We start from the raw sequence: 21,358 nt of genomic DNA on the forward strand, positions 1-21,358 counted from the left end.
TTAGTGGACACGATTGCCAGCCTCTTCAGCTTCATCACGACACCCGTTTCCTGGGTCATCGTCCAGTTCCACAAGGTGTACGGCGCCCTCTTCGGCGAAGACACCGGGTGGGCCTGGGGCCTGTCCATCGTGTCCCTGGTGATTCTGATCCGTATCTGCCTGATCCCGCTCTTCGTGAAGCAGATCAAGGCGACCCGGGCCATGCAGACGCTGCAGCCCGAGATGAAGAAGATCCAGGAGCGCTACAAGAACGACAAGCAGCGCCAGTCCGAAGAGATGATGAAGCTGTACAAGGAGACGGGTACCAACCCCCTCTCCTCGTGCCTTCCCATCCTGGCGCAGTCGCCGTTCTTCTTCGCGCTGTACCACGTGCTCAACAGCATCGCGAACAACGACACCATCGGTGCCATCAACCAGGGCCTGCTGGACAGCGCGCAGAAGGCCCACATCTTCGGTGCCCCGCTGGCCGCGAAGTTCACCGACAGCTCGTCGGACGTCGCGGCGCTGGACGCCTCGCTGACCACCGTCCGCATCGTCACCGCGGTCATGATCGTCCTGATGTCGGCGTCGCAGTTCTACACGCAGCGACAGCTGATGACGAAGAACGTCGACACCACGGTGAAGACGCCGTTCATGCAGCAGCAGAAGATGCTGCTGTACATCTTCCCGGTCATGTTCGCCGTCTTCGGCATCAACTTCCCGGTCGGTGTCCTCGTCTACTGGCTGACCACCAACGTGTGGACCATGGGCCAGCAGATGTACGTGATCCACAACAACCCGACCCCGGGTTCCAAGGCGCAGGCCGCCTACCTGGAGCGCCTGACCAAGCACGTCACGCAGCACGGCAAGGCCCGTCGGCGCAGCCAGCGCGTCATCATCAAGGCGATCGTCGCCAAGGGCCGTGACCGCAACGAGTACGAGCGCAAGTTCATCAACGGCCTGAACAAGGCGGGTCTTGCCGCGCAGACCGACGGCAGTGTGGTGAAGAGCGAGTCGCCCGTCGCCGTCGAGACCGAGGACGGGACGCCCACGACGGCGCCCAAGCGCCAGCAGCCCAAGCGGCAGAGCAAGTCCCGGCGTCAGTCCGCCGTCGCGAAGGCACCGGGCGGTGAGCCCGAGGCCAAGACGTCGCTGACCAAGTCCGAAGCGCCGGAGGACGCCAAGCCGTCCGCTGCCAAGAAGGGCGGCCAGAAGCCCGGCTCCGGAACCCGCAGCAAGGCCCAGTCCGGACAGCGCAAGGGTCCGCAGCGGCCCAAGTCCCCGTCCAAGAAGTAAGAAGGAGTCCATCCCGTGACGGAAGGCACCACCTCCGCCGCTGCCGAGGGTGCAGACACCCTGACCCGCCTGGAGCAGGAGGGCGAGATCGCGGCGGACTACCTCGAGGGTCTGCTGGACATCGCCGATCTCGACGGCGACATCGACATGGACGTCGAGGCCGACCGCGCCGCTGTCTCGATCATCAGCGACGCGGGCAGCCGCGACCTGCAGAAGCTGGTCGGCCGTGACGGTGAGGTGCTGGAGGCACTCCAGGAGCTCACGCGCCTGGCCGTGCACCGGGAGACCGGCGACCGCAGCCGGCTGATGCTGGACATCGGCGGCTACCGCGCCCAGAAGCGCGCCGAGCTGTCCGAGCTGGGCGCGAAGGCGGCGGCCGACGTCAGGAACACCGGCGAGCCGGTGAAGCTGAAGCCGATGTCGCCGTTCGAGCGCAAGGTCGTGCACGACGCGGTCAAGGCCGCGGGTCTGCGCAGCGAGTCCGAGGGCGAGGAGCCGCAGCGCTTCGTCGTCGTGCTGCCCGCCTGATCGGTCCGTAGGTTCCTCCGGCCCCGTCTGCCCGGCAGGCGGGGCCGAAGTTTGTCAGCCTGATAGTTCTGGTGGTTCTGGTGTGGCGCCCTGGTGGCGCCGACACGGTACGGAAGGACGGTCCCTCGTGACGGAGGCAGCGGAGCTCCCCCCCGCGCCCGAACAGGCGCGTGAGGTGTTCGGTGATCGCTTCGCGGACGCGGTCCGATACGCGGAGCTGCTCGCGGAGGCGGGCGTGCAGCGCGGTCTGATCGGGCCGCGTGAAGTGCCCCGGCTGTGGGAGCGGCATCTGCTGAACTGTGCGGTGCTCTCGGAGGTCGTGCCCGAGGGGGTGACGGTCTGCGATGTCGGCTCCGGTGCCGGACTGCCCGGCATTCCGCTGGCCCTGGTCCGGGAGGACCTGAAGATCACGCTGCTGGAGCCGCTGCTGCGCCGGACGACCTTTCTGACCGAGGTCGTCGAGCTGCTGGGCCTCGATCATGTGACGGTGGTCCGTGGCCGTGCCGAGGAGGTCATGGGCAAGATCCAGCCGGTCCATGTGGTGACGGCCCGCGCCGTGGCCCCGCTGGACCGGCTGGCGACCTGGGGCATTCCGCTGCTGCGTCCGTACGGGGAGATGCTCGCGCTCAAGGGCGACACCGCCGAGGAGGAACTGAAGAGCGCCGCCACGGCGCTGAGCAAGCTCGGCGCGGTGGGCACCTCCGTACTGCAGGTCGGCGAGGGCCTGGTGGACCCCCTCTCGACGGTGGTGCGGGTCGAGGTCGGAGAGAGCCCCGGCGGAGTGCGCTTCGCTGCGAAGCGGGCCAAGGCCGCCCGGACGGGACGGACCCGACGGCGCCGTTGAGCAGTCGCGGCGGAGAGCGTCTCTGATCCGTCCTGAGGACGAGACGTACTCCACACAAGCTGCCAAACCTACGCATGCCGGAGTGTCTGCGGCGAATCGGCCTCGGCTGCTGTGCATCGTGTTTCACGTGAAACGTCGCTCACTGCTGCACGGCATCATCAGCCGGGGCCGCGCCGCGGCCGAACCCCGCGACCGGAAGCCTCTCGGGTCACTCGGAGAGGCAAAGGAGTTGTCCACAGAGGTGGATTTCTCCACAGAACACCAGGGCTCACTGGTTCACGACCCCGAAGACATGGGAGGCTCTGTTCATTGCGAGCCTGAAGTCGAGGAGAGTGAATCCTTGCGGTCCGACGCCAACATCGCGGGACCGATGACCGATCCGGTCCCCGGTCCCCGTACCGAGTCGATGGGGGACGATGTTTCACGTGAAACACCGCCCCCGATGGACGACACTCCCATCGGTCGTGCTGCCCAACTGGCAGTGGAGGCTCTCGGCCGTGCCGGTGAGGGGCTGCCACGGCCCGACCAGACCCGGGTCATTGTGGTCGCCAACCAGAAGGGCGGCGTCGGCAAGACGACGACAACCGTCAACCTTGCCGCGTCGCTGGCTCTGCACGGTGGCCGTGTCCTGGTGATCGACCTCGACCCCCAGGGCAACGCGTCCACGGCCCTGGGCATTGACCATCACGCCGAAGTTCCGTCGATCTACGACGTGCTGGTCGAGAGCAGGCCGCTCGCGGAAGTCGTCCAGCCCGTCCCCGATGTCGAGGGCCTCTTCTGTGCGCCCGCCACGATCGATCTCGCCGGTGCGGAGATCGAGCTGGTGTCCCTGGTGGCACGTGAGAGCCGGCTCGAGCGGGCGATCCAGGCGTACGAGCAGCCGCTGGACTACATCCTCATCGACTGCCCGCCCTCCCTCGGCCTGCTGACGGTCAACGCCCTGGTGGCCGGTCAGGAGGTCCTGATCCCGATCCAGTGCGAGTACTACGCGCTGGAGGGCCTGGGCCAGCTGCTCCGCAATGTCGACCTGGTACGGGGACACCTCAACCCCACGCTGCACGTGTCGACGATCCTGCTCACCATGTACGACGGCCGGACGCGCCTCGCGTCCCAGGTCGCGGACGAGGTGCGCAGCCACTTCGGCGACGAGGTGCTGAGGACGAGCATTCCCCGCTCGGTCCGGATCTCCGAGGCGCCGAGCTACGGCCAGACGGTGCTGACCTACGATCCGGGATCCAGCGGTGCGCTGTCCTATCTTGAGGCGGCACGAGAAATCGCGCTGAGGGGCGCCGGCGTCGGCTACGACCCGACGCACGCCCACATCGGCGCACAGAGCGACCCGAGCATGATGAAGGGGATGCAGTGAGCGAGCGACGGAGGATTGGTCTGGGCCGTGGCCTGGGCGCACTGATCCCTGGCCCGGCAGACAGCACGGCGGCCCCGGCCGCGGCGGGAAGCGTCGCGTCCGTGTCGCCGACGGCCGTGCCTGTGCTGACCACCGACCGCGGCGTGGCCGCGGCGAAGGTGACCGCGCTGCCGCCTGTTTCACGTGAAACCGAGGAGCCCTCGGTCAACGGCGTGGCGGAGATGCCACCGCCTCCCATGGGCGCCCACTTCGCCGAGCTTCCCCTCGACTCCATCTCGCCGAACCCGCGTCAGCCGCGTGAGGTCTTCGACGAGGACGCCCTTCAGGAGCTCGTCACATCCATCAAGGAAGTGGGACTCCTCCAGCCGGTCGTGGTGCGCCAGCTGGGTCCGGGGCGCTACGAGCTCATCATGGGCGAGCGGCGTTGGCGGGCTTGCCGTGAGGCGGGCCTGGAGGCCATCCCGGCGATCGTGCGAGCCACGGACGACGAGAAGCTCCTCCTGGATGCGCTGCTGGAGAACCTGCACCGCGCCCAGCTGAACCCGCTGGAGGAGGCCGCCGCCTACGACCAGCTGCTGAAGGACTTCAACTGCACGCACGACCAGCTGGCGGACCGCATCGGCCGGTCCCGCCCGCAGGTCTCCAACACCCTGCGGCTGCTGAAGCTCTCGCCGAAGGTGCAGAACCGGGTGGCGGCCGGCGTCCTCTCTGCCGGGCACGCACGGGCGCTGCTCTCGGTGGAGGACCCGGAGGAGCAGGAGCGGCTGGCCAAGCGTGTGGTGGCCGAGGGCCTCTCGGTCCGGTCCGTCGAGGAGATCGTCACCTTGATGGGCTCCCGGGCCCAGAAGGCGCCGAGGGCCAAGGGTCCGCGCGCCGGTGGCCGGGTCTCGCCGGCGCTGAACGACCTGGCGACCCGGCTCTCGGACCGCTTCGAGACTCGGGTGAAGGTCGAGCTGGGGCAGAAGAAGGGCAAGATCACCGTCGAGTTCGCCTCGCCGGACGACCTTGAGCGCATCCTGAACACCCTCGCTCCGGGCGAGCGGCTCGCTCTCCAGAAGAGCCTTCTGGAGGACGACGCGGAGGACACCGAGGGCTGACCTGCGGGCCTTGTGCCGAGGTGGACCCGATGAAGGGCGGGCCGTGTCCGGTAGTACCGGAACACGGCCCGCCCTTTGCCTTCTCGCGGTATCGACGGGATCGCATCGTGGATACGATGCGAGTCGGGTATGGCGCATCCACCTGGCGGCACCTCTTAGGGGAGGCGGGGGCCATGCGAACGGTGAGCCGGACCGGACTGGTGAGCGCGGGCCTGGGCCTGGGCGCGGTCGGCGGGTTCGTCGGCAGCCTGCTCAGGGAACGGAGCGCCCTGACAGCCGCCCGTGACGCAGCGGGCCAGGGAAGCGAGGATCAGCCTTCATGGGGCGTCGGCTCGTACCGCTCACGCTGGACAACCTTCAGGACCTTCCCCAGCGTTGCCGCTCGTGTGTCTTCTGGGAGCTGGATCCCGTCAGCGGCAAGGCCGCGGTAACCGGCGGCACGGCGGAGCTCGAGAAGGAAGCCTGGATCTCCGCCGTCCTGCTGGACTGGGGGTCCTGCGGCCGGGTCGTCTACGTCGACGACGTCCCGGTGGGCTTCGTGCTGTACGCCCCTCCGGCGTATGTCCCTCGCCAGACCGCGTTCCCCACGAGCCCGGTGTCTCCGGACGCCGTTCAGCTGATGACGGCGTTCATCCTGCCGGGGTACCAGGGGCAGGGGCTGGGGCGGGTGATGGTGCAGACGGTCGCCAAGGATCTGTTGCGGCGGGGCTTCAAGGCGGTCGAGGCCTTTGGTGACGCCCGCTGGAAGGAGCCCGGGTGTGTGCTCCCCGCGGATCACTTGCTGGCCGTGGGCTTCAAGACGGTACGGCCCCATCCCGCGTATCCGCGGCTGAGGCTGGAGCTGCGGACGACGCTCTCCTGGAAGGAAGACGTGGAGATGGCGCTCGATCGTCTGCTGGGGGCCGTGCAGAAGGAACCGGCGCTGCGGCCGCTGTGAGAGCTGCCCGGGCAAAGCAAAAGGGGCCGGCCCATCTGGGCCGGCCCCTTCGTGTTTCACGTGAAACAACGACTACTCGCCGATGAAGTCCTCGAGGTCGCGGACGATCGCGGCCTTCGGCTTCGCGCCGACGATGGTCTTGGCGACCTCGCCGTTCTGGTAGACGTTCAGCGTCGGGATGGACATGACGCCGTACTTGGCGGCCGTACCCGGGTTCTCGTCGATGTTCAGCTTGACGATCTCGATCTTGTCGCCGTACTCGGCGGCAATGGCCTCGAGGGACGGCGCGATCTGGCGGCACGGACCGCACCAGGCGGCCCAGAAGTCCACCAGGACGGGCTTGTCGCTCTTGATGACGTCCTGCTCGAAGGAGTCGTCGGTCACATTCTTCAGGGTGCCGGCCACGGCGGGCTCCTTAACTGGTTGATGCGTGGGGCGGGTGGGAGGTCAGACGGCGGCGGTCTTCTCGGGCTCGGCCTTCTCCTCGTCCGCGAGGGCGGCGAGGAAGCGCTCGGCGTCGAGGGCGGCGGAACAACCGGTGCCGGCCGCGGTGATCGCCTGGCGGTAGGTGTGGTCCACCACGTCGCCGGCGCCGAAGACACCGGCGAGGTTGGTGCGGGTCGAGGGGGCGTCGACCTTGAGGTAGCCCTCCTCGTCCAGTTCCAGCTGGCCCTTGAAGAGCTCGGTGCGCGGGTCGTGGCCGATCGCGATGAAGAGGCCGGTGACCGGAAGGTCGGAGAGCTCGCCGGTCTTGACGTTGCGCAGCTTCAGAGCCGCGAGCTTCTGGTCGCCCTGGACCTCGGCGACCTCGCTGTCCCACACGAACTTGATCTTCGGGTCGGCGAAGGCACGGTCCTGCATGGCCTTGGAGGCGCGCAGGGTGTCACGACGGTGGACGATCGTCACGGACTTGGCGAAGCGCGAGAGGAAGGTGGCCTCCTCCATCGCGGTGTCGCCGCCACCGATCACGGCGATGTCCTGGTCCTTGAAGAAGAAGCCGTCACAGGTGGCGCACCAGGAGACACCGCGGCCGGAGAGGGCGTCCTCGTTCGGCAGCCCGAGCTTGCGGTGCTGGGAGCCGGTGGCGACGATGACGGCCTTGGCGCGGTGGAGCGTGCCCGAGGTGTCGGTGACGGTCTTGATCTCACCGGAGAGGTCCGCGGAGACGATGTCGTCCGGGATGAGCTCGGCGCCGAAGCGCTCGGCCTGACCGCGCATGTTGTCCATGAGCTCGGGGCCCATGATGCCGTCCTGGAAACCGGGGAAGTTCTCCACCTCGGTGGTGTTCATCAGGGCGCCACCGGCGGTGACGGCGCCCTCGAACACCAGCGGCTTCAGCGACGCGCGCGCGGTGTAGAGCGCCGCCGTGTAGCCGGCGGGCCCGGAGCCGATGATGATCACGTTACGGACGTCGCTCACGGCTTGGTTCCTCGTCTCTGGACTGCGTCATAGGTCCGGTGGGAGCCCCTTTCGGAACTCTCACCCCACCCAACGGATCCTAAGGGGCGCGCATTCCCGCTGTGTCAGGGCACACGAAGGCGCGACACCGTAGCGCCTACCACGCAGGACGGAGACGAAGCGTCCACGCCCGGGAACAGGTGCTCAGGAGGTGCGGGTATACGTGTGGGTCAGCAGAACATCGCCCTTGCCCACGGAGGGGTCACGCACGCACGCCGTGTCCACGATGTAGGCCGTCACCTTGGTGGAGTCGGAGGGGTGCGACAGGACCACGAGTAGCGCCTCGGTGCCCTGGTAGACGCCTTCCTCGGTCACGAGGGCGGCGTCGTTGCGTCCGATGCCGTCCTGGACGCAGCCGGGGACGGTCGGCTGCTTGAAGACATGGGGGTCCTGGGAGCTGGGAGCGGACTCCACGCCCAAGCTGCTGAGCGGTGTGCGGCCGGCGGGGACGGGCTTCTGCGCGAGGAGCTCGTCGACCTGCTGTTCCAGCGTGCTCGCGGCGAAGGTGTCCGAGGCGGTGGACTGCCTGCCCTCACCCTCGGCTCCGCCGCTCGGTCCGTCATTGAGCGAAGAGAGAAGCACGGAGCCCAGCCCGAGGACCGCCACGGTGAAGACCGTGCCCAGGACGGCGATACGACGCCGTCCGCCCCGCCGTCGCTCCTTGCGGCCGGGGCCGGTGCTGGAGGGGCGGGCGCGGCCCGCGGGGCGGTCCGCCGTGACCGATGTTTCACGTGAAACGCGCGCGTCGTCCTCGGAGGGCTGGGGCGTGCCGAGCAGGGCCGGCGGTGTGGTGTCCTCCGGAGCCGTGGCGTTGAGCAGCGCCTCCGCGGCAAGGGCGGCGTCGATCCGTCCGGCGACGTCGGCAGGCATCCGCGGGGGCCCGGGCAGGGTGCCCAGCAGTCCGCGGATCTCCTCCAGGGACGCGTAGACGTCCGCGCACAGTTCGCACTCATGGAGATGCTGTCGTACGTCCGCGCTGCGGGACGCGGGAAGCAGGCCCTCGGTGAGGTCGGAGAGTTCGGTGACGTCCGGGTGCCCGGCCGTGTCAGTCGTCGACGTCACGCTCGCCCACCTCCGCCCTTCACAGCAGCTGGATCACTTGGACCGGCTTCGCCCGGACCTGCGGCATGCGGTGCCGCTGCCGGTGGGACGGATGTCCCCTCCACGTGGTTCCCCCGCCGGCTCGCTTCTTTCGGGGCGCCGGTGCTCTCCGGCCGCAGATGGGTGAGCAGCGGCACCAGTCTGGCTCTGCCCCGCGCACAGCGGCTCTTCACGGTGCCGGTGGGGACGTCGAGGATGCGGGCGGCCTCGGCGACGGGGTAGCCCTGCATGTCGACGAGGACGAGCGCCGCCCGCTGGTCGGGCGGGAGCGTGCCGAGGGCTTCCAGCAACTGCCGATGCAGATCGTTCCGCTCGGCCGGCGCGGCGGCCGACTCATGCGGCTCCAGGAGCTGTTCGAACCGCTCGGTGTCGTCGACGGGGGAGGTCTTCCGGGAGGCCGCTTTACGGGCCCGGTCGAGACAGGCGTTCACCGTGATCCGGTGCAGCCAGGTCGTGACGGCCGACTGGCCCCGGAAGGTGTGGGCAGCCCGGTAGGCGGAGACAAGAGCGTCCTGAACGGCGTCAGCGGCCTCCTCGCGGTCGCCCAGGGTACGCAGGGCAACGGCCCACAGCCGGTCTCGGTGCCGCCGTACGAGCTCGGCGAAGGCGTCGGGGTCACCCTCGACATGACGGGCCAGGAGGTCCTGATCGCTTGTGTCGGAGAAAGCGGTGCTGTCGGCCATCGGACCCCCTCCCCTCCAGCCTCAGCCGGTCACCTTGATGTCCATGACCCTGCCGCGCCACTTGCCGTCGTCGGCCTGTATCGGCAGCTCGGTCAGCCACACCAGCAGGTACTGGGAGTTGAGGCTCTTGCCCGGCTTGAGCGTCACCGTCGTGCCCGAGCCCTCGGCGACCTTGGCGTAGCTCTCCAAGGACGTCGGCATCACACTGGTGCCGCCGGAAGCGGCACGGAGCTCGACGGATGTACTGCCCATGAAGGAGACGGTCACCTTGCCGACCCGCTGGGCCTTGCCGAGGTCGAGGATGACGCCGACGCCCGGCTTCAGGTTCCCCAACTTGGCGCTGCCGTAGTAGCTGGTCTGCCAGAACGACGTGGGGTCGGCGTCGTAGACCTTGTGCACGTCCCCCGGGTACTCCGAACCGTCGCTGCCGAGCGGGTCGAAGTCGTGCGCGTCCTGGATGGCGATCGGTTTGCCTGCCACCGGCTTCTTCGGGCTCTTGTCGTCCCCGTCGGTCGTCTGCGTCTGGTTGCTGTCCTCCGCCTTGTTGCCCTGGTCCATGAGGGCGTCCGCCAGCTGCCAACTGCCCAGGCCCAGCGCGGCGATGAGCAGCGCCGAGACGGCCCATTTGAGGGCCCTGCCGGTGCGGCTCTGGAGCGGGGGCGGCGGGGTGGGGACCGGCTGGGTGACGCCCGGGTGGGGCGACGGGCGGCCGTAGGTGCCCTGCTGGTACGTCGTGCGCTGGTAGTCCGGCGGTGCTGTGAACGCCGGCTCCGGCGGGCGGATGCGGGGCATCTCGCTGACCGCCTTGACCAGTTCCTCCGGCGTGGTGCACGCCGACTCGTGGCGGGAGGCCGTCGCACCGTCATTGACGAGCGCGCGCATGGCCAGCTCCGACAACCCCCGGTGCACGCCCGCCCGCACCTGGTCCGGCGCGATCAGACCGACGTCCTTGGGCAGCCCGGACAGACCGTAGGCGTCGCTCTCGTACGGCCAGCGCTGAGTGAGCGCCGCGTACAGGAGCGCCCCGATCGCCTCGGTGTCGGCGCGCTGCGGGGTCTCCGAAGTGATGCCGCGCAGCGCGGCGTTGACGGCCAGTCCGCGGATGCGCCACTGGCCGGTCGAGGTACGCAGCACCGCGTTGGGGTTCAGCCGCAGATGCGCGAGGCCCTCCCGGTGTGCGGCGGCCATGGCGGCGGCGACCTGGGAGACCATCTGGTAGCCGTCGTACGGCTCCAGCGGGCCGGCGGAGAGCAGGGCGGTCAGCTCGGTGGCGTCGGGCAGCCACTCGTGGACGACGTAGACGACGTCGTTCTCCTCCACGGCGTCCAGCACCTGGACGAATCGCGGGTCGCCGAGCAGCGCGGAGGAGCGGGCGGCGGCCAGCACGGAGCGGGCCCGTGAGTGGTCCGCGGGCAGGATGTGGACGCCGACGGCACGCCGCAGCTTCTCGTCCACCGCACGCCAGCTGCTGAACCCGTCCAGACGGGTGACGCACTCCTCCAGCCGGTAGCGTCTGGCGAGCTTGTGACCGCTGTGCAGTTCGGGTGGTGAGGCCTTCTCGGAACCCTCGGTCCCGCCACTCCCCTGTGCCTCGTCGGTGTCCGTGTCCCGCTCCCGATTCTGGGCCACCCCGTCGGCCGTGGACTGGTCCGCCTGAGCGGTCAGCGGCTCGTCGCCACTGTTGTCTGCCACGTCGACGGCAGCCGTGCTCCGTTCCGCCACCGTCGCTCCTGCCTCCCCATTCGTTGGGCGCTCCAGACGCCGAAACCAATTGTGCCCACAGTCCGCCGCAATGCACGACACGCGGTGGCGGACGATGGTTGTGCGCGTACCCCCGCCTCAGCGCCCCAGACGCCCGCGGACCATGCCGACCAGCGAGTTCAGCTCCTCGATACGCATCTTGCGGGCGAGGACGAAGAACATCCCGAGCAGGACGGCTCCGCCGACCACCAGGGCGGCGAAGGAGCCGAGAGCGCCCTGGCCGAGGCTCTGGGCGATGCCGTAGCAGGCCGCACCGCTGAGCAGCGCGGCCGGGATCGAGGCGATGCCGAGCCTCGCGTACGTCCGCATCACCCGTGCGCCGTCCAGGTCGCCGCCCAGCTTCTTGCGCAGCCGGGACCAGGCGACGCCGACGCCGATCGCGTAGGCCAGGCCGTACGAGGCGGCCATGCCGACGACGGCCCAGCGGGCCGGGAGGACGAAGAAGCAGACGGCCGAGGCGAGCGCGTTGACGGCCGCCACGATGACCGTGTTGTAGAAGGGGGTCCGGGTGTCCTCGTAGGCGTAGAAGGCCCGCAGCACCACGTACTGCACGGAGTACGGGATCAGGCCGAGGCCGAAGGCCATCAGCATGAAGCCCATGTTGGTGGCCTCGCTGGTGCCCGAGGTGCCGAACATCAGCGTGCACATCGGGATGCCGAGGGCCACGAATCCGAAGGCGATGGGGACGATGGCGACCGCCGTCGTCCGCAGGCCCTGGGAGATGTCGTCGCGGACGGCACCGCGGTCACCCTCGGCCGCCGAGCGCGACAGGCGCGGCAGCAGCGCGGCCATCAGCGAGACGGTGATGATGGCCTGCGGCAGGCCCCAGATCAGCTGGGCGTTGGCGTAGGCGGCGAAGCCGGTTCCGTCGACGGCGGCGTTGACACCGGCGGCGGTGGACAGCTGGGTGACGACGAGCGCGCCCGCCTGGTTGGCCAGGACGAACAGGATCGTCCACTTGGCGAGCATCGCCGCCTTGCCGAGACCGTGGCCCTTCCAGTCGAAGCGCAGCCGCGGCCGGAACCCCGTCTCGCGCAGGTAGGGGATCATCGCCAGGGCCTGGACGACCAGGCCGAGCAGCACACCGATGCCGAGGAGCCGCTGGCCCTCCGGCGGGATGCTGGTGACCGCCATGCCGGAGCGCTCCGCGGTGCCGTACACCCAGAGGAACATTCCGAGGGTCACGATGATGACGACGTTGTTCAGGACCGGCGTCCACATCATCGCGCCGAACCTGCCGCGGGCGTTGAGGATCTGGCCCATCACCACGTGGACGCCCATGAAGAAGATCGAGGGCAGGAAGAAGCGGGTGAAGGTGACCGCCACGTCGTTGGCAGCGGGGTCGTTGGCGACCTTCGTCGACAGGGCGGCCACCAGGTACGGCGCGGCGACCATCGCGAGGGCGGTGAGAGCCGCGAGCGCCACCATCACCAGCGTCAGCAGACGGTTCGCGTAGGCCTCGCCGCCGTCCTCGTCGTTCTTCATGGCGCGCACCAGCTGCGGCACGAAGACGGAGTTGAGGCCGCCGCCGACGGTCAGGATGTAGATCATCGTGGGCAGCTGGTAGGCGACCTGGAAGGTGTCACCGAGCAGGCCCACACCGAGGGCCGACACGATCATCGCCGAGCGGATGAACCCGGTGAGCCGGGACACCATCGTGCCCGCCGCCATCACCGCGCTCGACTTCAGCAAGCCCCCCGCCTTTCCGCCCGTCCTCGCAGCGGGCACCGGAACCGGCTCGGCCGGCGGCGGTACGGGCGCGGTGCCCAGGTTCATGGTCGCGTCGGCCGCGGGCGGGGCGGGCGGCTGCTGGTACTGCGCGGGCTCCGGCGCCTGGCCCGGCACCGACGGCTGCTCGTACGGCGCGGTGCCGCCCTGCTGCTGGTCCCTGAACAGGTGCGCGAAGGCGTCGGGCTCGTGGCGCTCGTCGGAGGAGTGCGTGACCAGGTCGTCCACGCCCACGTACTGCGTGGTGCGCGGGTCGTCGCCGTACGGCAGGTACTGGGTGGCGCCGTCCGGCTCGGGCGCCGGGGTCTGCGCCCATACGTTCGGGTCGGGGGCGTACGGGGACTGCTGGGGCGGGGCGTACAGCGGCTGCTGCGGCCCGTGGCTGCCCGGGGGCGGCGGCGGGTGCGCGGCGCGGTCGTAGAGCGCCTCGGCGACCGGGTCCTGGGCCGACAGGTCCTGAGCCCGGTAGGGGTCCTGCTCGTAGGCGTCCTGGAGGTACATGTCCGCCGGGGGCTGCGGCGGTACCTGGCCGTGCTCGGGCGGCGGGCCCTCGGGGTAGCCCGAGCTGCCCGCGGCCTGGCCGCGGTCACCGTCGTACGGCGCGTTCATGGTTACCCCACCTCATCGTCCCCGGCCCACCGGCCACGACATCCTCAACGGTCCACTCTCTCACCCGTTCCGGACGGGTCGGCGCTTTCCGCTGGGGTGTCCGCTGCCGGGTCACTCGGCTGCTCAAGGTCGCCTGCCCCAGGACCGGATCCGGACTCCTCCTCAGGACGGTCCTCGGGGTCCTCCGGGCTTTCCGGGGCGGCCGCGGTCTCGTCGGAACGGGTCTCCCGTGCCTCCCGGGCGGCCCGCTTGCGCTGGGTGTACATCCGGAAGCCGGCGAGGACCAGGAGGAGGAAGCCGCCGCCGATGACCAGCATCACTGTCGCGGTGAACTCGGTCACCCGTACATCGAACTTCACGGGATCGCCGTACTTCTGCCCGTCCTCGGTGTAGAGCTGGGCGATCACCTCGGCCTGGCCGTTGGCCTCGGCGGAGGTGGTGAACTTCACCGTCTGGCTGTGCCCGCCGGAGACCGTGACCGGCTGCTCCTCGTAGGCGTCGCCGCCGATCTTCAGGCGCCTGGGGCTGGTCGAGGTGAGCCTCAGCACCAGGTTCTCGACGCCCTGGACCAAGTTGTTCTGCACGGTCACGGGGATCGTGGCGCTGCGGCCGGAAAGCTTCATCTCGGACTTCTCGATCAGTGTGACCCGTCGGGCCAGGGACCCCAGGTACACCTCCACGTCGTCGCGGTACGCCGCCGCCTCGGTGGCGCGGCCACGCCACGACGTGGACATCTCGCGGTTCATGGCGCGGCCGAAGGGGGTCACGACCCGGGACTCGTCGCTGAGGATGACCTTGAACTTGCCGAGCTTGCTCTGGGTGGCCGCGATCTGTTCGAAGGCGGACCGCTGGAGTTCCTGCTTGCGCAGCGCGGAGGGGTAGGCGGACGCCGCCGGGACCTTGGTGGTGGCGCCCGGGTCCGGCTTGGCCGCGGCGGCCTCGGTGAGGTCCTGGGCCTCGGTCCAGCCGCCGCCCTGGAGCGCGGTCAGCGCCTCCGCCAGCGTCCGGGCCTGGCTGGCCGTCGGCATGCGCTGCGGGGCGACGACGATGCTGCGCTCCTCGTCCGTCTGGAGGTTCAGGGCCAGGCTCTGGGCCAGGAACCGCTGGACGGCGAGTGTCGAGGCGGACGCCCTCGTCATGTCGCCCTGGAACAGGGTCGACAGCCGGGCGTCCGCGACCACCGCCGTCGTGCCGCCGCCGATGGGGCGGGCCGCGGAGGGCGTGTAGGTCAGGCCCGCCGTCTCGTCCAGGCTGTCGCTGCGCGCGATCACCTTGTCCGCCCCGGCGGAGGTGGCGACCTTCACGATGGACGGGTCCACGGCGCCGTCCACCGGCCAGGCGAAGTCGGTGGTCGGCTCCACGAGGAGGATCGAGCGGACGGTGTCGGCGGCGACGTCGGTCGCCTCCTTGAGGTGGCCGAGCGAGCCGGTGACGGCCGTGCCGTTGTGGGCGAGGGACGCCAGGTCGGGGTCGGCGAAGGGCAGGGCGACGACCTCGTTGTCCGCCACCGCACCCTGGAGCCTGTCGAGCCAGCGCTTGGCGAGCTCCTGGTCGGCGCGGGAACCGGCGGTGGTGGTGTCGCCCTCGCCCTGGACGCGGTAGTTGCGGGTCATGGCGTCGACGGAGGCCAGCAGGTCCGGGTCGACCACCCAGGTCACGTCGAGATCCTTGCCGAGGGAGACCATCTGCTCCAGGCGGCCGCCCGGCGCCAGTTCCTTGGCGAGGTCGTCGTCGCGGAAGACCGGCGTCTGCGACTCGTTCGACCCCGTCTGCGCCGTCATGTGGGCGGTGGAGATCAGCGGCCACAGCACGGTCGTCCTGGTCTCGGCGTCGGGCCCGTCGGGCTGCCACGGCAGGAAGGTCCGCTGGACGCCGAGCACCTGGGGCCACGGTTGTGCGGGGGTCTGACCGGACAGGGAGACCGCGAACTGGTAGACGCCGTTGTCGCCCAGGTCCAGCTCGTCGACCGGCACGGAGATGTTGAAGGGCTGGGAGACGCCCGGAGTGAGCTTGGAGAACTTCTCGACGTACTTTCCGCCGACCGGGGTCCCGTCGGTGCCCGGCTGGTGGCCGCTGGCCCTGGCGGCGGTGTCGATGCCGGAGCGGGTGTTCAGCTCCTGCCCCACGCGCAGGTCCACCTGGGCGCCGGTGACCGCCTGCTTGCCGGTGTTCGTCACCGTGCCGGACACGGTCAGCGTGTCGCCGTCCGTGGGGATGCTCGGGGTGAGGGAGTCCACCGAGACAGCGACGGTCTCGTCGATGTCGGCGGCCTGGGCGGGGGACGCGGCGGGCAGCTGGAGAAGCCCCGCCAGCAGGGGGGCACCGGCGAGCAGTGCCCCGGTGCGCCGCAGTCGCCGGCGGGCAGGTGAGGCACTGGTGCCCTGGAAGTCTGCCGCCTCGGCCACGCGCTCGCCCGTCCCTCGTCGTCGTCAGTGGTCGTCGGAATGTGCGTCCACGCATGGTAACGATGCGCGCTGAGGGGAAGTGCCGCGGACTGCGCCACAAGATCGGCTCGCGCTCCCCGGCTGTCCCGTATGTGCCCGTATAAAGGGGACCGGGTTTGTGCACGTTTAATGGAGGCGCTGGCGGCGGGTGCGGCCACGTACCCTCTTTTGTTGTGCCGAACGCCAACGAAGACAACCTCAGTGTCCTGAGCCAGGTGCAGCACCGCGCGGTGAGTGAACTGCTGCGGGTCGCGCCTGTCGCCGACGACCTCGCCCGCCGCTTCCAGGAGGCCGGGTTCTCACTCGCCCTGGTCGGCGGGTCGGTCCGGGACGCGTTGCTCGGCCGGCTCGGCAACGACCTCGACTTCACGACGGACGCCCGCCCCGAGGACGTCCTCACCATCGTGCGTCCCTGGGCCGACGCCGTGTGGGAGGTCGGGATCGCCTTCGGCACGGTGGGGGCGCAGAAGGACGGCTACCAGATCGAGGTCACGACCTACCGGTCCGAGGCGTACGACCGGACCTCGCGCAAGCCCGAGGTGTCGTACGGCGACTCCATCGAGCAGGATCTGGTCCGCCGTGACTTCACGGTGAACGCCATGGCCGTCGCGCTGCCGGAGAAGGAGTTCATCGACCCGCACGGCGGTCTCGCCGACCTCGCGGAGCGTGTGCTGCGCACCCCGGGCACCCCCGAGGAGTCCTTCTCCGACGATCCGCTGCGGATGATGCGGGCCGCGCGGTTCGCGGCGCAGCTCGACTTCGAGGTGGCTCCCGAGGTCGTCACGGCCATGGAGGAGATGTCCGAGCGCATCGAGATCGTCTCGGCCGAGCGGGTGCGGGACGAGCTGAACAAGCTGATCCTCTCCACGTATCCCCGCAAGGGGCTGACGCTGCTCGTCGACACCGGCCTCGCCGAGCGGGTGCTGCCGGAGCTGCCGGCCCTGCGGCTGGAGAGCGACGAGCACCACCGGCACAAGGACGTCTACGAGCACACGCTGATCGTCCTGGAGCAGGCGATGGCCCTGGAGGAGAGCGGTCCCGACCTGACCCTCCGGCTGGCCGCGCTGCTGCATGACATCGGCAAGCCTCGCACCCGGCGCTTCGAGAAGGACGGCCGGGTCTCGTTCCACCACCACGAGGTGGTGGGCGCGAAGATGACCAAGAAGCGTATGACGGCCCTGAAGTACTCCAACGACCTGGTGAAGGACGTCTCGCGGCTGGTCGAGCTCCACCTGCGCTTCCACGGCTACGGCACCGGGGAGTGGACGGACTCCGCGGTCCGCCGCTATGTCCGGGACGCGGGCCCGCTGCTGGACCGGTTGCACAAGCTGACCCGCTCGGACTGCACGACCCGCAACAAGCGCAAGGCCGCCACGCTCTCCCGGGCGTACGACGGCCTCGAGGAGCGGATCGCCCAGCTCCAGGAGCAGGAGGAACTGGACGCGATCCGCCCGGACCTCGACGGCAACGACATCATGCAGATCCTGGGCGTCGGCCCGGGCCCGGTCATCGGTCGCGCCTACCAGCACATGCTGGAGCTGCGGCTGGAGCACGGCCCGATGGAGCGTGACGCGGCGGTGACCGCTCTCAAGGAGTGGTGGGCCGAGGAGGAGCAGGGCTGAGGTGTGAAACGGGGTCATGTTTCACGTGAAACATGACCCCGGGCGCGCGAGAGGGGCGGTGTTTCACGTGAAACACCGCCCCTTCGGCTCGAGCGAAGGACTACTTGGCGAAGGACTACTTGGCCGTGTAGTCCGACAGGCAGAGGGTGAAGTCGTCGCTGCCGCCGGTCTCGGTGTACTCCGAGTACTTCGTGCGGTCGCAGCCGGCCGTGGTGCCGTCCTTCTTGTCCTCGACCTTGTAGGCGGCCTTGGAGTCGCTGCAGTCCACGACCTCCAGGCCCGGGTCGGTCGTGCTGTCCGGGTCCGAGATGCTCATGCAGTCCCCGACCTTCGCCGTGTTCGCGTCGTCCCGGCTCGCTATGAAGCCGCCGACGACCACCGAGACGACGGCCACACCGATGACGATGTTCTTGATCGTCTTGAAGCTGAGCTTGCGGCGGGGCTGCTCCGGCGGGACCGGCGCGTAGGGGGCCGCACCCTGCTGCGGGAAGCCCGGCTGCTGCGGGTACGGAGCCTGCCCCTGGGGCTGGGCGTACGGGTTCTGGCCCTGCTGCGCGAACGGGTTCTGGCCCTGGGGCGGCGGAGTGGTCACTTTGGGGGTCCCCCTAAGAACATGGGTGGTGGCGCGGCCGGAGCGCGCGTAAGACCCACGTAAGTTATCGGGCCCCACTGACACACCAGTAGCCAGGAGGGGCTCTGTGGCATTGATGTGACACTTACCGGCGTTCAAAGCGGGCCATAGCCACTGCAACCGCTCCGTAGATAACGGCGACCGTTACCACCAGGGGCACCGAGCGGCCGTCCGGCGGCAGTATCAGGGCGGCGACTCCGGCGGCGCCGACGAAGGCGACGTTGAACAGGACGTCGTAGAGGGAGAAGACCCGGCCGCGGAAGCCGTCGTCGACCGAGGCCTGGACGACGGTGTCAGTTGCGATCTTGGCGCCCTGGGTGGTCAGCCCCAGGACGAACGCCGCCGCCAGCATGGGAGCCGCGGCGAACGGCAACCCCAGCGCGAGTTCCAGGACGGCCGCGATGCCGGCGCACACGACGATCCAGCGGCCGGGGCCGAGCCGTCGAGCCGCCCAGGGCGTCAGTACGGCCGCCGTGAAGAAGCCCGCGCCGGAGATGCCCAACGCCAGCCCCAGCAGCGCGAGTCCGTCGTTGGTGGTGGTGGAGTAGGCGTACCGGCACAGCATCAGCAGCATGACCAGCAGGGCGCCGTAGCAGAAGCGCATCAGGGTCATCGCGCCGAGCGCCCACGCGGCCTCCCGGCGTGCGGGGGTGGCCAGATGCCGTACGCCCGCCACCAGGTCGCGTGCGGTTCCGGCGAGCGACGTCCGCACGCCGGGCCGCGCCGACTCCCGGTCGGGGCCCAGCACATCGCGCGGCATCCGCAGCGACGCCAGCGCCGCGCACAGGTACAGGGCCGCGCCGAGCAGCACGACCGCCGCGTCGGAGTCCGACACCAGCAGCCGTACGGCGAAGGCGAGGCCGCCACCGACGGTCGCGGCGAGCGTCCCGGCCGTCGGCGACAGGGAGTTGGCCATCACCAGGCGCTCTTCGTCGACAACGCGCGGAAGGGCGGCGGACAGTCCGGAGAGGACGAAGCGGTTGACGGCGGTGACGCACAGGGCGGAGACGTAGAAGAGCCAGTCCGGGACGGGGCTGAGCATCAGCACCGCCGTAGCCGTGGCGAGCAGGGCGCGCAGCAGGCTGCCGTAGAGGAAGACCTGGCGGCGCTTCCAGCGGTCCAGGAGGACACCGGCGAAGGGGCCGACGAGGGAGTACGGCAGCAGCAGGACCGCCATCGCGGAGGCGATCGCGGCGGCCGAGGTCTGTTTCTCGGGGGAGAAGACGACGTAGGTGGCGAGCGCGACCTGATAGACGCCGTCGGCGCCCTGGGAGAGCAGCCGGAGGACGAGCAGGCGCCTGAAGTTGCCGAAACGCAGCAGGACGCGCAGGTCGCGGGCGACGGACATGGGGCTCAGCCTCACATACGGGAAGGTCCCCGGGTCGTACGACCCGGGGACCCTTCTCGGCTCTGGCAGGAGCAGACCGGCGAGCGTGCTTAGCGCTCGACCTCGCCCTTGATGAACTTCTCGACGTTGGCGTACGCCTCGTCGTCGAAGTACTGGACCGGCGGGGACTTCATGAAGTAGCTCGACGCCGAGAGGATCGGGCCGCCGATGCCGCGGTCCTTGGCGATCTTCGCGGCGCGCAGGGCGTCGATGATGACACCCGCGGAGTTCGGGGAGTCCCAGACCTCGAGCTTGTACTCCAGGTTCAGCGGAACGTCACCGAAGGCGCGGCCCTCGAGGCGGACGTACGCCCACTTGCGGTCGTCCAGCCAGGCCACGTAGTCCGACGGGCCGATGTGGACGTTCTTCTCGCCCATGTCGCGGTCGGGGATCTGCGAGGTGACGGCCTGCGTCTTCGAGATCTTCTTGGACTCGAGGCGGTCGCGCTCCAGCATGTTCTTGAAGTCCATGTTGCCGCCGACGTTGAGCTGCATGGTGCGCTCGAGACGGACACCGCGGTCCTCGAACAGCTTCGCCATCACGCGGTGCGTGATGGTGGCGCCGACCTGCGACTTGATGTCGTCGCCGACGATCGGGACGCCCGCCTCGGTGAACTTGTCCGCCCACTCCTTGGTGCCGGCGATGAAGACCGGGAGGGCGTTGACGAAGGCGACCTTGGCGTCGATGGCGCACTGGGCGTAGAACTTCGCCGCGTCCTCGGAACCGACGGGCAGGTAGCAGACGAGGACGTCGACCTGGCGGTCCTTGAGGATCTGGACGACGTCGACCGGCTCCTCGGCGGACTCCTCGATGGTCTCGCGGTAGTACTTGCCGAGACCGTCCAGGGTGTGACCGCGCTGGACCGTGACGCCCTTGCTCGGGACGTCGCAGATCTTGATGGTGTTGTTCTCGCTGGCACCGATGGCGTCCGAGAGGTCGAGGCCGACCTTCTTCGCGTCGACGTCGAAGGCGGCGACGAACTCGACGTCACCGACGTGGTAGTCGCCGAACTGCACATGCATCAGGCCCGGGACCTTGGACGCCGGGTCGGCGTCCTTGTAGTACTCGACGCCCTGCACCAGCGATGCGGCGCAGTTGCCCACGCCGACGATGGCTACGCGAACCGAACCCATTCCGGTTGCTCCCTGTGTGTACGAGTGAGGCCCAAAGCGAGCTCTCACGTGGCGGTGTCGTCGGGCGTATCCGTCCCGGGGTCGTCCCCGGGACGGGGCAGGCCGCCCGTCGCTCCAGATGTGGTGTCCTGCTGAGCGGGTCCCCCGGTGGCGGACCCCTTGAGGTCCCTCCCGGCCCGCTCGCTCTCGATGAGCTCGTTCAGCCAGCGCACTTCGCGCTCCACGGACTCCATTCCGTGGCGCTGGAGCTCAAGCGTGTAGTCGTCGAGGCGCTCCCTGGTGCGCGCCAGGGAGGCGCGCATCTTCTCCAGGCGCTCCTCCAGGCGGCTGCGGCGGCCCTCCAGCACGCGCATGCGGACATCGCGCGAGGTCTGCCCGAAGAAGGCGAACCGAGCGGCGAAGTGCTCGTCCTCGTACGCGTCGGGGCCGGTCTGGGAGAGCAGGTCCTCGAAGTGCTCCTTACCTTCCGCCGTCAACCGGTAGACGATCTTGGCTCGGCGGCCGGCGAGGGACGCTGCGAGGGCGTCCTCGGGGGCGCTCCCCGGCTCCTCGATCAACCAGCCGTTGGCGACCAGCGTCTTGAGGCAGGGGTAGAGGGTCCCGTAGCTGAACGCACGGAACACGCCCAGTGACGTATTGAGTCGTTTGCGCAGCTCATAGCCGTGCATCGGGGACTCGCGGAGCAGACCGAGGACGGCGAACTCAAGGATCCCGGAACGCCGGCTCATCCTCTCGCCTCCTCGTCTTATCTCGC

General features: G+C 69.5%; 18 protein-coding genes. 7 read left to right on the top strand and 11 right to left on the bottom strand.

The features are described from left to right. Positions 1-3 precede the first annotated feature (3 nt). The 6 genes from yidC (at position 4) to M8H82_RS13975 (ending at position 6,047) form a co-directional block, all read left to right on the top strand. Complete coding sequence (yidC, locus tag M8H82_RS13950; protein WP_250073625.1) at positions 4-1,275, top strand: membrane protein insertase YidC; 1,272 nt, start codon at positions 4-6, stop codon at positions 1,273-1,275. Positions 1,276-1,290: 15 nt separating this feature from the next. Further along, a complete protein-coding gene (locus M8H82_RS13955; protein ID WP_250073626.1) occupies positions 1,291-1,803 on the top strand; it encodes a R3H domain-containing nucleic acid-binding protein in 513 nt (170 codons plus the stop codon). 127 nt (positions 1,804-1,930) lie between these two features. Beyond that, complete coding sequence (gene rsmG, locus M8H82_RS13960; RefSeq protein ID WP_250073628.1) at positions 1,931-2,647, top strand: 16S rRNA (guanine(527)-N(7))-methyltransferase RsmG; 717 nt, start codon at positions 1,931-1,933, stop codon at positions 2,645-2,647. Positions 2,648-2,939: 292 nt separating this feature from the next. Beyond that, a complete protein-coding gene (locus M8H82_RS13965; protein WP_284048888.1) occupies positions 2,940-4,013 on the top strand; it encodes a ParA family protein in 1,074 nt (357 codons plus the stop codon). Beyond that, on the top strand, positions 4,010-5,110 hold the full coding sequence (locus M8H82_RS13970; protein WP_250073633.1) for a ParB/RepB/Spo0J family partition protein: 1,101 nt from the start codon (positions 4,010-4,012) through the stop codon (positions 5,108-5,110). Before M8H82_RS13965 ends, M8H82_RS13970 begins: the two co-directional genes overlap by 4 nt. Before the next feature lie 319 nt (positions 5,111-5,429). Then, the gene (locus M8H82_RS13975; protein ID WP_250073635.1) at positions 5,430-6,047 is read left to right on the top strand and encodes a GNAT family N-acetyltransferase; all 618 of its coding nucleotides are present in this window, start codon (positions 5,430-5,432) and stop codon (positions 6,045-6,047) included. 72 nt (positions 6,048-6,119) lie between these two features. Here M8H82_RS13975 and trxA read toward each other — a convergent pair whose 3' ends face one another. From trxA to M8H82_RS14010, 7 genes are all read right to left on the bottom strand, one after another. After that, the gene (trxA, locus tag M8H82_RS13980) at positions 6,120-6,452 is read right to left on the bottom strand and encodes a thioredoxin (RefSeq protein WP_250073637.1); all 333 of its coding nucleotides are present in this window, start codon (positions 6,450-6,452) and stop codon (positions 6,120-6,122) included. 42 nt (positions 6,453-6,494) lie between these two features. After that, positions 6,495-7,466, bottom strand: a complete 972-nt coding sequence (gene trxB, locus M8H82_RS13985; protein WP_250073639.1) for a thioredoxin-disulfide reductase — start codon at positions 7,464-7,466, stop codon at positions 6,495-6,497. 183 nt (positions 7,467-7,649) lie between these two features. Next, positions 7,650-8,567: a hypothetical protein gene (locus tag M8H82_RS13990; RefSeq protein ID WP_250073641.1), complete on the bottom strand. Its 918-nt coding sequence runs from the start codon at positions 8,565-8,567 to the stop codon at positions 7,650-7,652. Beyond that, the gene (sigM, locus tag M8H82_RS13995; RefSeq protein ID WP_250073643.1) at positions 8,564-9,289 is read right to left on the bottom strand and encodes an RNA polymerase sigma factor SigM; all 726 of its coding nucleotides are present in this window, start codon (positions 9,287-9,289) and stop codon (positions 8,564-8,566) included. The genes M8H82_RS13990 and sigM overlap by 4 nt, the downstream gene beginning before the upstream one ends. A gap of 21 nt (positions 9,290-9,310) precedes the next feature. Then, entirely contained in the window at positions 9,311-11,011 is a 1,701-nt protein-coding gene (locus M8H82_RS14000; protein WP_250073644.1) for a protein kinase family protein, read from the bottom strand. Between the two features lie 117 nt (positions 11,012-11,128). After that, the gene (gene murJ, locus M8H82_RS14005; RefSeq protein WP_250073647.1) at positions 11,129-13,387 is read right to left on the bottom strand and encodes a murein biosynthesis integral membrane protein MurJ; all 2,259 of its coding nucleotides are present in this window, start codon (positions 13,385-13,387) and stop codon (positions 11,129-11,131) included. Between the two features lie 44 nt (positions 13,388-13,431). Next, positions 13,432-15,792 (bottom strand): DUF6049 family protein, encoded by a 2,361-nt coding sequence (locus M8H82_RS14010; protein WP_250073649.1) that lies wholly within the window; start codon positions 15,790-15,792, stop codon positions 13,432-13,434. Positions 15,793-16,004: 212 nt separating this feature from the next. On the opposite strand from M8H82_RS14010, the gene M8H82_RS14015 reads away from it, so the two are divergent. Then, a complete protein-coding gene (locus M8H82_RS14015) occupies positions 16,005-17,453 on the top strand; it encodes a CCA tRNA nucleotidyltransferase (RefSeq protein ID WP_250073652.1) in 1,449 nt (482 codons plus the stop codon). 115 nt (positions 17,454-17,568) lie between these two features. Here the strand turns inward: M8H82_RS14015 and M8H82_RS14020 are convergent, their stop codons facing one another. The 4 genes from M8H82_RS14020 to M8H82_RS14035 form a co-directional block, all read right to left on the bottom strand. Then, the gene (locus M8H82_RS14020) at positions 17,569-18,045 is read right to left on the bottom strand and encodes a DUF2076 domain-containing protein (RefSeq protein ID WP_250073654.1); all 477 of its coding nucleotides are present in this window, start codon (positions 18,043-18,045) and stop codon (positions 17,569-17,571) included. A gap of 124 nt (positions 18,046-18,169) precedes the next feature. Continuing rightward, positions 18,170-19,432 carry an MFS transporter gene (locus M8H82_RS14025; protein WP_250073657.1) on the bottom strand — a complete coding sequence of 421 codons (1,263 nt, stop codon included), beginning with the start codon at positions 19,430-19,432 and terminating at the stop codon, positions 18,170-18,172. Positions 19,433-19,521: 89 nt separating this feature from the next. Further along, complete coding sequence (locus tag M8H82_RS14030) at positions 19,522-20,604, bottom strand: inositol-3-phosphate synthase (RefSeq protein WP_250073658.1); 1,083 nt, start codon at positions 20,602-20,604, stop codon at positions 19,522-19,524. A 44-nt stretch (positions 20,605-20,648) separates the two neighbouring features. After that, complete coding sequence (locus tag M8H82_RS14035; RefSeq protein WP_250073660.1) at positions 20,649-21,332, bottom strand: PadR family transcriptional regulator; 684 nt, start codon at positions 21,330-21,332, stop codon at positions 20,649-20,651. Positions 21,333-21,358 lie beyond the last annotated feature (26 nt).

The sequence above is a fragment of the Streptomyces sp. YS415 genome (assembly GCF_023544665.1).
GTDB lineage: Bacteria > Actinomycetota > Actinomycetes > Streptomycetales > Streptomycetaceae > Streptomyces.

Bases quoted from the DNA above. Each gene is read 5' to 3' on its own strand.
- M8H82_RS14025 (WP_250073657.1), bottom strand. From the start codon at position 19,432: ATGTCCGTCGCCCGCGACCTGCGCGTCCTGCTGCGTTTCGGCAACTTC.
- M8H82_RS13965 (WP_284048888.1), top strand. From the start codon at position 2,940: ATGGGAGGCTCTGTTCATTGCGAGCCTGAAGTCGAGGAGAGTGAATCC.
- M8H82_RS14030 (WP_250073658.1), bottom strand. From the start codon at position 20,604: ATGGGTTCGGTTCGCGTAGCCATCGTCGGCGTGGGCAACTGCGCCGCA.
- M8H82_RS13975 (WP_250073635.1), top strand. From the start codon at position 5,430: ATGGGGCGTCGGCTCGTACCGCTCACGCTGGACAACCTTCAGGACCTT.
- murJ (WP_250073647.1), bottom strand. From the start codon at position 13,387: ATGAACGCGCCGTACGACGGTGACCGCGGCCAGGCCGCGGGCAGCTCG.
- M8H82_RS14035 (WP_250073660.1), bottom strand. From the start codon at position 21,332: ATGAGCCGGCGTTCCGGGATCCTTGAGTTCGCCGTCCTCGGTCTGCTC.
- sigM (WP_250073643.1), bottom strand. From the start codon at position 9,289: ATGGCCGACAGCACCGCTTTCTCCGACACAAGCGATCAGGACCTCCTG.